This window comes from Roseibium sp. (assembly GCF_025698965.1).
In the GTDB taxonomy this organism is placed as follows: Bacteria; Pseudomonadota; Alphaproteobacteria; order Rhizobiales; family Stappiaceae; genus Roseibium.
On record NZ_JAILWL010000226.1, the window covers coordinates 1 to 10,349 of the forward strand.

The 10,349-nt window shown below is 55.8% G+C and carries 10 protein-coding genes and 1 pseudogene; 6 read left to right on the top strand and 5 right to left on the bottom strand.

Annotated elements, in window-relative coordinates:
* From K5905_RS18115 to K5905_RS18130, 4 genes and pseudogenes are all read left to right on the top strand, one after another.
* Positions 1 to 227: pseudogene (locus K5905_RS18115) on the top strand (anion permease); the annotation flags it as partial.
* 84 nt (positions 228 to 311) lie between these two features.
* Positions 312 to 863: a helix-turn-helix transcriptional regulator gene (locus tag K5905_RS18120; protein ID WP_297586369.1), complete on the top strand. Its 552-nt coding sequence runs from the start codon at positions 312 to 314 to the stop codon at positions 861 to 863.
* Between the two features lie 49 nt (positions 864 to 912).
* Positions 913 to 1,536 (top strand): HD domain-containing protein, encoded by a 624-nt coding sequence (locus K5905_RS18125; RefSeq protein ID WP_297586370.1) that lies wholly within the window; start codon positions 913 to 915, stop codon positions 1,534 to 1,536.
* A 138-nt stretch (positions 1,537 to 1,674) separates the two neighbouring features.
* Positions 1,675 to 2,040: an STAS/SEC14 domain-containing protein gene (locus K5905_RS18130; RefSeq protein WP_297586371.1), complete on the top strand. Its 366-nt coding sequence runs from the start codon at positions 1,675 to 1,677 to the stop codon at positions 2,038 to 2,040.
* 15 nt (positions 2,041 to 2,055) lie between these two features.
* Here K5905_RS18130 and K5905_RS18135 read toward each other — a convergent pair whose 3' ends face one another.
* Together K5905_RS18135 and K5905_RS18140 are read right to left on the bottom strand one after the other, a co-directional pair.
* Positions 2,056 to 2,844, bottom strand: coding sequence for a class II glutamine amidotransferase (locus K5905_RS18135; protein WP_297586372.1), 789 nt, complete (start codon positions 2,842 to 2,844; stop codon positions 2,056 to 2,058).
* Between the two features lie 16 nt (positions 2,845 to 2,860).
* On the bottom strand, positions 2,861 to 4,330 hold the full coding sequence (locus K5905_RS18140) for an aminotransferase class V-fold PLP-dependent enzyme (RefSeq protein WP_297586373.1): 1,470 nt from the start codon (positions 4,328 to 4,330) through the stop codon (positions 2,861 to 2,863).
* Between the two features lie 104 nt (positions 4,331 to 4,434).
* Here K5905_RS18140 and K5905_RS18145 point away from each other — a divergent pair, with 104 nt between their 5' ends.
* A complete protein-coding gene (locus K5905_RS18145; RefSeq protein WP_297586375.1) occupies positions 4,435 to 4,896 on the top strand; it encodes an Lrp/AsnC family transcriptional regulator in 462 nt (153 codons plus the stop codon).
* 9 nt (positions 4,897 to 4,905) lie between these two features.
* Here the strand turns inward: K5905_RS18145 and K5905_RS18150 are convergent, their stop codons facing one another.
* The 3 genes from K5905_RS18150 to K5905_RS18160 all read right to left on the bottom strand — a co-directional run bounded on the left by K5905_RS18150 (position 4,906) and on the right by K5905_RS18160 (position 9,804).
* Positions 4,906 to 7,602, bottom strand: a complete 2,697-nt coding sequence (locus tag K5905_RS18150; RefSeq protein ID WP_297586377.1) for an SH3 domain-containing protein — start codon at positions 7,600 to 7,602, stop codon at positions 4,906 to 4,908.
* 328 nt (positions 7,603 to 7,930) lie between these two features.
* The gene (locus K5905_RS18155) at positions 7,931 to 9,055 is read right to left on the bottom strand and encodes a Gfo/Idh/MocA family oxidoreductase (RefSeq protein WP_297586379.1); all 1,125 of its coding nucleotides are present in this window, start codon (positions 9,053 to 9,055) and stop codon (positions 7,931 to 7,933) included.
* A 38-nt stretch (positions 9,056 to 9,093) separates the two neighbouring features.
* Complete coding sequence (locus K5905_RS18160) at positions 9,094 to 9,804, bottom strand: GntR family transcriptional regulator (RefSeq protein WP_297586380.1); 711 nt, start codon at positions 9,802 to 9,804, stop codon at positions 9,094 to 9,096.
* Positions 9,805 to 9,932: 128 nt separating this feature from the next.
* On the opposite strand from K5905_RS18160, the gene K5905_RS18165 reads away from it, so the two are divergent.
* On the top strand, positions 9,933 to 10,349 hold a 417-nt coding region (locus K5905_RS18165), incomplete at its 3' end, for an LLM class flavin-dependent oxidoreductase (RefSeq protein WP_297586381.1).

Sequence of the window (10,349 nt, forward strand, 5' to 3'; positions counted from 1 at the left end):
TCATTGACCTCGCGCTTGAACTGGGCTTCGACCCAAGGGCATTCATCATCGCCGTCATGTTTGCCGCCTCCGCCAGCTTTGCCACCCCGATCGGATATCAAACGAACACGTTTGTTTATGGCGCAGGAGGATACAAATTCCGGGATTTCGTGGTCGTGGGACTGCCGCTCAATATCATTTTCGCGATCCTTGCCACATTGGTGATTCCACTATTTTTCCCATTCTAGGTCATCCACTCGGAAAATAAACAGCGACTCCCCCTTTTCCCGATTTGCCGTTACACTCTCGCCATGCCGAAAGAAACCTCCGTCTTGGAAACCAGCCTCGGCCCGTCGCTGCGCAGGTGGCGGGTGTTGAACCGTATCAAGCAGGAAGCGCTTGCGCGGGACCTGGGTGTTTCCCAAAGCCGGGTTTCCCGTTGGGAAAGCGGACAGATGCAACCAAGCGGAGCCCATCGGCTCGCAATCACCCAGTTGCTGCGGGTCCGGCCGGAAACCGCCGCTGACAGGGCACTTCTCGATCTTGTGACACAAGCCTCCTCTCCTGTTCATCTCGTCTGTGACCTGACACACCGGCTGCTGGCAGTGTCCACGGCACGGACCGAGCATTGGCATGTTCCTGTCTCGGAGCTTATGGACCGACCACTCTGGCGGTTTGCGTCCGACAGTATCCGGACAATTGAACACCAGTTGGGCGACCATGGCTGGTTCGAACCGCTCGGCCCCGACATTGTCTACGAGACTGAGCGGGCGGAGTTCGCTGAACTGACGATCCCGAAGAGTCGGATCAGAATCTCACGACTGCCTCTTTCAGATGGCCGATTTGCGCGACTTGTCAGGGATGAACCCTCTCCTTCTGCATAAATTATTCAGCCTGTCGGTCTGGCCCGTTTTTGAAGCTAAATTCAGCGCTATGACAAAAGCAGAAGAATTACCCGGCACTGGTACCGAAATCGACGGCAAGAGGCTGGCTGGCATTTTGGAGTTTTTACAGGCTGCAGAGCAGCTGAAGGACACTCTTCGATCGGGAACGACCGGCAAAGGGCGACCGGAAAGCACAGCGGAACACAGCTGGCGTCTGGCGCTGATGCCGCTGCTCTTTGAAAAGGAACTCGGCAACATCAACCTCCTGAAGCTTATCAAACTGGCACTGATCCACGATCTTGGCGAAGCCATTTCCGGTGATGTTCCTGCTCCATTGCAACAACCCGGCGACGATCGACAGGACAGGGAGCGACGAGACTTTCAAAGCCTCTGCTCCCCTCTCCCGGCGGACCTCGCAGCAGAACTGCTGGCGCTCTGGGATGAGTATGCGTCCGCGCAGACACCGGAGGCCCGTCTGGCGAAGGCCTTCGACAAGCTTGAAACAATGTTGCAGCACGTGTTGATGCCGCCGCAGGACGCTGAGTTTTACAGGTTTAACCTGACTTACGGACAGGACCGGACGGACTATTGCCTGCTGACCCGACAGATTCGGGAGATTGTCGATTCACAAACACGCATATTGATGAAGGACGCAGAGGTAAAAACAGCCTGATCGGACCCACTGCGTTGTGGAACCGCGCCCTACGCAGTAACCCGCAAGCTGAAGATCTGCCTTGATCAACCCTGAATTGACACACTACCTTCAAGGTATCGAGCAAGCATATTTGCTCAAGAGCTTGGAGGAGCGAAAATGTACATGATCCTGCCCCGCAGCCAGGGCCCGGTAATGGGTGTCGAAATTTCCGGAAAACTGGACATTGATCAGGAGCGGAACCTCATCGCCGTGGCCGAAAAGCTCATAAAGGAGCATGACAAGATCAACGTGCTCGTGGTGCTCGGCGATCATGTTGGCGTGTCATTTGAAGCCGCCGCAGCGGATATCAAGTGGGTCCTGACCCACATGTCACATCTAAACAAGATCGGGATCGTGACCGACAGCAAGTTGCTGACGGCCCTGATCGCAGTTGATGCGACCTTCGCAAAACTGGCCGGTATTCAGGAAAAACACTTCGACAAGAACGAGATAGAAACCGCCTGGCACTGGATCGAGAGCTGAGCGGCAGCCCGTCTGTCAGGCTTCGACCAATGCATCGTCCTTGACGAAGGCCATCTGTTTCACCTTGCCGTCCCGAACCTCGATCATCTCGCCGCTGGAAACTTCCACCCAACAATTTCGCGCTTCATCGAGGGGTTCGGAAACGACCATCACACCATCTTCAAATTCGCGGTAATAAAGGCTTGGCGGGAACTTGTCGGAGGCATAGCGCGCTGCATAGAGGGTTTTGCCATCCGACCAAGCGGACGCAAAGCGCATATGCGGCTTTGTACCTGAATATTTTGACAGTGCCTCGGCTTCGTGGATCGCGCGGGCCATTGCCGCCCGCGGATGCTGTTTCAAGCCATAGGCAAGCGCAATCAGGAACAGGCTTTCACTGTCGGTGCCGCCCATCCGGTCCCTGTAAAGGTCATCCGGGATCATGTTGTCCAAGCGCCGGCGGATCTTGTCATACCCGCCAACCTGGCCGTTATGCATGAAAGTCCAGCGGTCATAGGTGAACGGATGGCAATTGTCGCGTGTTGTAACTGTCCCGGTAGATGCCCGGACATGTGCCAGGAAGTGGCCTGACCGGACATGTTGGGCAATCTGCAGAAGATTGGGGTCCGACCAGGCCGGTCTCACGTCTTTATAGAGACAGGGTGTTTCCCTGTCGCCGTACCAGGCAACACCGAAACCATCTGCGTTGACAGCTGTCTTGCAAGACAACGCATTGCGGCTCTGATCGATCAGGGAATGCTCCGGATCACAGATTACGTCTTCCAGATATTTTGGAGCTCCGCTCCAGGCAGCCCAGCGGCACATGTCGTTTCAGTATCCTTCAAGCAGCATCTTGGACGGCCTTGAACCTGGCCGTGGTTTCGTCGCAGGCGTATTGATCGGCCAGCGGATAAGGAGTGCGCGCCAGTTCATCTACGGCTGCAATGATCCTATCCACTTTTTCAGCGCTCATCAGCACAGAAAAATTCAACCGGGTCCAGCCAGGTTTCTTCAGCTCTTCACCGGCAAGAATACTCTTCTCAATGGATCTCGATTCCTCCTCTTCGATGCCCAGAAGCCGATGCGCGTAAGGTCCTGCGCAAGCGCATCCACCGCGAACCTGAATGCCGTATTCATCCGACAGCATTCGGGTGATCAGTTGCTGATGAATGTAGCCGCCCCGCTGCATGTCCCGAACCCGGAACGAGAAGACCGGCAACACGTGCCGCGCCTCCGGGGCACCCATGATTTCAATGGCCGGATTATCCTGCCATACAGCCAGAGCCCTTGCGCGCCAGATGGCGTTGCGCTCATCCATCAGGGTTTGGCCGATGGCTTCCTTGATCAGAAAAGCCATTGCAGCGCGAATATCGCCGATAACGTTGGGCGTACCGGCTTCTTCACGCGCTGCAATGTTGGATGTGTAGACGTGGCTCCAAGGAGATACAAAACGTACCGTTCCACCACCGGGAAAGACTGGTGTATCCACCTTTACGGCCACCTTGCGAAGGATCATGACACCGGTTGAAGCAGGACCGCCGATGAATTTGTGAGGAGACACGACGACCGCGTCCTTCTCCGCGTCCGTACCCGCATTCATATCGATGGGCAGATAGGGGCCGGATCCGGCGCAATCCCAGACACTCAAGGCTCCATAGCGTTTCAGGAGCCTGGTGACTGCTCTGTCATCGGTGACAATGCCTGTGACGTTGGACATCATGGAAAAGGCTCCCACGATCAAGCGCCCTTCGCCTGCGGATTGTAGAACTTTCTCCAAATCCTCCAAGTCCGGTCCGCCTGTTCCGGCTTCGCCGATCTCAATCACGTCCGCACCGCTTTCACGCCAAGGCAATATGTCGGAGTGATGCTCGTAAGGGCCAAGGACGACCAGCGGGTCCTCGCCCCGATCGACAGCACCAGAAATTCCGAGAAGGTGGACGAGCCGGTTCAGACCGGCCGTTGCTCCCGAACCGCAAAAGACGGTCGCAAAGCGCTCGCTATCAGCACCGCAGATGCGCGCGATTTCGGAGCGGGCAGCCTCGCGCATGCGGGTCATTGTGCTGCCACAAAACGACGCCTCGGTATGACTGTTGGCATAGACCGGCAGCACCTCCTCCAACACAAATTCCTCAATCTGCCGTAGCGCTCGTCCTGAAGCGACATAATCGGCATAGATCAATTCCCTATCGCCGAATGGACCGGAAATCGTTTTGCCTTCACCGATCAGCCCGGCGCGCAGACGTGCGAGCAAATCGGGGCCTTTGATCGCGTCCTTGAAACGATCGAGCGCGGTTCCGGTTTGATGGGTCATTTTCTGCTCCGAATCTAACTATCCAGATCATACGACCCTTCACAGTATTAAAACCTCACATAATATGATTGTTTCTGTACAAATTTTGTGTCAATTGATCTGATATGGAAGAAAAATTCGATCAAATTGACCGCGCGTTGCTACGCGCACTGCAACAAGACGCGCGCCTGTCCCAACGGGAGCTCGCCGAAAAAGTCGGCCTATCCCAGAATGCCTGCTGGCGCCGGCTGAAGTCTCTCTATGAGAGTGGACTGATCGAAAGTCATACCATCCGGATGGATCCGGCCCGTCTGGGGCTGAATCTCACTGTCTTTGTCATGATCCGCACGAGGCACCATTCGAAGAACTGGCTGGAAACCTTCCGGAGTGAGGTTTCCGCTATCCCGAACGTCATCGACTTTTACCGGATTGCCGGAGACTACGACTACATGTTGAAGGTAGTGGCCGAAGACATGAATGCCTTCGACCGTGTTTATCAGCGGTTGATCGAAAAAGTCGATCTGGACACGGTCACGTCCTACATGACGATGGAGGCGATCGCGGATGCCCGCGATCTGCCAATCTAGACAGTCCGCTCACCTCCGGCGATGACCGCCGCCACCTCCCCTGCGCTGGCCACCGCCACCGCGCTGCGGTCTCGCCTGTTGGGGACGCGACTGTTGCGGACGTGAGCGCTGGACATTGCGCTGACGGTTGACCTGGCGGTTGCCTGCATCCCTGGCTCGACGATCTCTGTTGAGATGTGCCGGTGCCTGCTGTGGGCGCTGTGCTGGCCGGGTCGACGGCCTTTGCGCGGGTCTTTGTTGCGCCGGTCTTTGAACACTTGGCTGTTGTGCCGGGCGCTGAACATTCGGTCTTTGGCCTGCAGGCAGGTTTGTGGGGCGGTCGCCGGCCGGCCGGCTCACATTCGGTCGCTGTCCTGCCGGTAGATTTGCCGGCCTTTGGACATTCGGCCTGTTTCCGGCATTCGGCCGATTGCCCGCGTTCGGCCTGTTGGCGATTGCGGCACCTGCTCCGGCTCCGATTGCGCCTGCTGCTGCACCGGCACCGAAATCTCCCAAACGGTCCTGTAGGTTCTCGCGTGATGGCGCTGCAACATCCCCCCAGCGACCACCTTCGAATTTCTTCCAGTTTTCCCCGTCTCGGCGGTAAACCGAACCGTCGCGGCCTGCGAAAACATCACCGCGGCGATCCAGGCTGCCGACGCGGCCAAGATCTCCTGACTGTTTCCAACGGTTGACCGCCCCTTGCTGGATATCGCGTGTGCGGGACCATTGCGGACCGGAAACAACTGCTCCGCCCCAGGAACCGTAAATGCCACGGGCTCCACCTGCGACGATCCGATTCCCGGTGCGCGGGTTATACGCGGTGATGAAACCTGCGCTGCCGCGCGGCCCGCTGATGGCGGCGCCGCGAATGTAACCACCTGTACGTGGATTGTAGATCCCGCCTCCGGCAATTCCCCTACGCGGGCCATAGGCATACCCGTAGCGCCCATAGACACCACGAACGGGGTTATAGAATGCACCAATGCCATAGGTGACGGGACGCGGGAAATAGATCGGCCGATAACCCGGTCTGTACCATGGCCGGTAGTACCAGCCAGTGCCATAGACGAAGACGCCCCAGGCAAGGAATCCTGTCAGGTAGCCCATTGTGTAGCCGTACCAGACCGCATTGGGTTCAGTTTCATACACCCGAACATATGTCACGTTGTAAACCGGCGACGATGGTGGAATCGTGTAGATCTCATCCGGAACTGCAGTGGCAACGACAAACGGTCCATCCGGGCTGTCGCTTACGAACCAGACACCATTTTGCAAGACATAGTATTTCGCCCCAACCTGAATCACCTGCTCGTTGGTGTTCACGGCATATGACATCGACGTGCCTTCGATCGGCTCGAATTCCGGATCTCCGGCGTAGGAGACGTCGGCGCTGACCGACCCGACTTCAACCCGGGCCGTGGTGGGAATGGAGGCCTTCAGCCTCGCCTGAGACGCTTCGGATGTTCCCGGGATAGATGAGCGCACCGAATAATAAGGCGCATTTTCCGGAATATTCAGGAAGTCAGACGGCATGTCCGTGGTCGTGAATTCCCACGGTCCGTCCAATGAAGCGGATTTGAACCAGCGGCCGGAGACCAGTATGTACCATGTGCCGGTGGATTTCAGGAAGAAGACATCGCTTTCGGTATTGGACGCCCATTCAAGGTCCGTGCCTTCGACGGGCTCGAGTTTCGGTTCACCGTCAAACACAATCATTTCGGCAGGCTTGTCGGAATACACGACCTTGGGTGCCTTGTTGTCGGGGAAAGGTTGCGGCGGAATGGCTTCGCGCGTTTCTTTCCAGTTTTCGTCATCCGGCAATTTTGTGATGAGCTCCGGCAGATCCGCGACAGGCTCCCAACCCGAGGAAACATCCTTGGTTTTCAGCCAGGATTTCTCGTCCCGAAGGTAGAATTCCTCCGTGTCATCGATTTTCAGAACGTCCCAGTTCGTATTGACGACGAAACTGAGCCCCTGCTCGCCCTTGACCGGCGCCAGGATCGGGGCGCCTTCCGTTTGCACGAGGATCGCGGGTTCTGTGGAGATAAAAATCGGTGGTGCTTCGGCATTGAGGCCCTGGACATCCTCCATACGTTGGTATTCGGCCAATCCGGCCGTAATCCGATCTTCTTTGACGGTCACGGTCCCGGTCGGCATGATTTTACCGACCTGCAATGTCAGGTCGGTGAGAGAGGTTCGGTCCAGAGCAGAAAAGTCCAGCTCCGTCACCTGAATCTGACTGACATCAACCGTGCCGTTTGCCGGATCAGCGACGGTTTGACCACGAACACCGATCACGCCGAAGACTGGCTTGGCATCCTTGTCCTTGACGTATTCCGCCGCAACGAGTGCCTTGAGTGTTTTGAAGTTATCCCACTCAGTGAATTGCGGTTGGTAGAGAATGAGTGTGGCGCCAGCATCCGTTTCGAAGCTTCGCGGCCAGCCTGTGGTCTGCTCCGGCTCCATCAATTGCAGGTACTGTCCGCTCACAAAACCATTCTGGCCGTTATAGGTGACTGTGCACCAGGCTCCGCTGTCGTCGCAATTATCCAGCTCGACCTGTGTTCCGCTAGGAACCGTTCCGAGTGATCCGTAACTGGTTCCCGGACCCTGCCGAAAGTTCACGTTTGCCGTCGTAACCGCGGGGGCGGCCAAAACACCATTCACAAGTACAGTTTGAAATATCAAAGCTGAAGATAGAAGAACGGAAATCGGCTTGCGCATCAGGCCCTCCCAACGGTGGTACACGCCATTTACGGGCTGCATGAACCGGAAAATTCCCGGTCAAGAAATCGTAACCCGGTTTCTATCTGAAGATCCTGCACCTCACTTGATTGAAATGTCCAGAGCGTCGTAACAGATTGATTTCATTTTTCGTATCGCGCGCGACACCCTAAAAGTTACGTAACGCCAGTTTATCCGCAATTCCGTCCTGATTTTTTGGATGGCCAGGTCCACTCGATAAATTGTTGTCCATGTCCTTCAGTAACAAAAAAACCGGCGTGACTTTCGTCACGCCGGCAGGAGCCTCGGAGGAAACACCGCTATTTTCTTAGCAAGCGACCGAGGAAAGTTTTGACGTTACCATGGTGACAGCCTGGCCGCTGCGAGCGGACTGCTGGGCCGCAAGCCCCATTTCAACCGCGCGGCGACCGTCTTCCAGGGTCACATCAGGTACTTCTTTTTCACCGCGAACTACGGCAACGAATCCCTCATGTTGATAGTAAGTGGAGCCGTTATGGTCTCCGGCGTCAAGGATTGTCGGATCAACCGGAATATCGATCTGCCGCGGACCTTTTGGTGACCGTGGAGAAACGACCAATTGCGGCACCGGTGGTTCACCGAGTTTTTCCGGCCAGAAACGCCCCGGCCCCGGAACAAAGGCCTCGATTTTTCCCTCCGGACCGATGGCGACAACTTCTTCCTGATAGCGGGCGCCTTCAGCAAACATGCAGAGTTCCAGCATGGCGCGGGCACCGTTTTCGAAATCCACGATGACATAGCCATTGTCGAGAACATCCGGTTGTTCGCCGTCATACATCTCGTCCTTGTAATTGGCATCCTGACCGGCAGATGCCATTACACGCACCGGTTCGCTTCCGATGATCAGACGCATCAGATCGAAAAAGTGGCAGCATTTTTCAACGAAAGTCCCGCCGGAATAGCAGTTAAAGCGATTCCAGGCGCCAACCTTGTCGAGGAACGGAAAACGGTGTTCGCGGATCGTCAGCATCTTGATGCCGCCGGTCGCTTCCCGCACCTGTTCGATCAGCGCGGCAATCGGCGGCATATAGCGGTATTCCATAGCGACCCAGACTGGTGCCGGATAGGAGGACTTGAAGATTTCAAGTTCAGACAGATCCTTAGGATCCGTGAATAGCGGCTTTTCGACCAGCAGGGGCAACGGCCTCTTCTGTCGGATTTCTTCCATCTGCTGGACATGACAATGATTGGGGCTGGCAATTAAAATACAGTCCAGCGCTTCCACATCAAGAAGCTCTGAAACGGACCCAACAAACAGCGCATCGGGCGCATACTCTGCCGATGCCTTTGCCATTGCGGCGTCCGGTTCAAAGATCACCGTCACTTCGGTGTCCGGCAACAAGGCGATGTTGCGCAGGTGCTCCTGCCCCATCATTCCGCAACCGATAACACCGTACCTTACCTTTGCAGGCATATAGTCCTCCATATGAGGCGGGTTTAATTCCATACCGCCTATTTCAATCGCTGTACGTAATGCGCCTTGTCGGTATCGAACCAGGTTCGTGAATACTCGACCGGATTTGAACGATCGGCCCAGCTGAACCGCTCAATGTAGCCTGTGATCGTTCCCGGCATTTTGGAAAAGGTTTCCGGCGCCCAGTCAGGCACCTTTCCAATGGTCACCCGGTCTTCAGCCCTGGAGATCCAGAAACCCAGTTGTTTTTGATAAAACCGGTAAAGAGAATCGGATAGCAAATCCGGCTTCACAAAGCCCGAGTCACCGTCGAGCCAGATTTCCTCGACCGCGATGATGACATCATTGAGATACCTGAGGCGCCGGATGCGGGTGCCTTCGGGGCTCGTTCCGAATTCCGGAAGGTCGTCGGGTTTCTCAATTCTCGTGACCTCGAGAATGTCCGCCCTGGGCAGGCCGCCACCTGAAAGCAGTTCCAGACGGAACATGGCATAGATGCTTTCGTTGGTGCCACCTTGGCGTATGTAGTTTCCCGAACCCTGAATCCGCTCTAGTAAGCCTTTTTCCGTAAGGTCTGCCAAAGCCTTGCGCAGGGTACCGATGGAAATTCCGAGCTCCTCCGCCATCTCCCTTTCAGGGGGTAAACGCTCTCCGTCGATTAGCCGTCCAGCGGCGATATCCCTAATCAACAGCTCGCTTATTTGCACATAAAGCGGAAGTGCGCTGGAAGATTGCGATGCGGTTTGCATGGCTTACCGGTTGTCTTCTTTCAAAAATTGATACACTATTGATTTACATCAAATCGGGTGATAAGCAAGTGGAAATCGAAGGCAAAATGAAGCCATTCGAAAATAAGTGAAACCTAGGGAGGCATTTCATGACCACTGTCCCAGTGACATCGCCGGATCTTGATGCAGCGGAGGTATCCTGGTTTGCTGCGCTGTGCTCCGACGACTATCAGTTTCTGGGGGTTCCGGAAGGCCGACTTCGCTCTTCCTGGGAACACTGTTCCTCGATCGTAAAAACCGCAGAAGCGCAGGGCTTCCGGAATATCCTGTGTCCGTCGTCCTATCAGGTTGGCCAGGACACACTTTCCTTTGTCGCCGGCTGTGCTCCGATCACCGATAACATCAACCTGCTGGCGGCCGTCCGTTGTGGCGAAATGCAACCGATCATGCTGGCGCGAACCATTGCCACGCTCGACCACATGTTGAAGGGCCGTTTGACGGTCAACATCATCTCTTCCGATTTTCCGGGAGAACAGGCCGACAGTGGCTACAGGTACCAGCGCTCG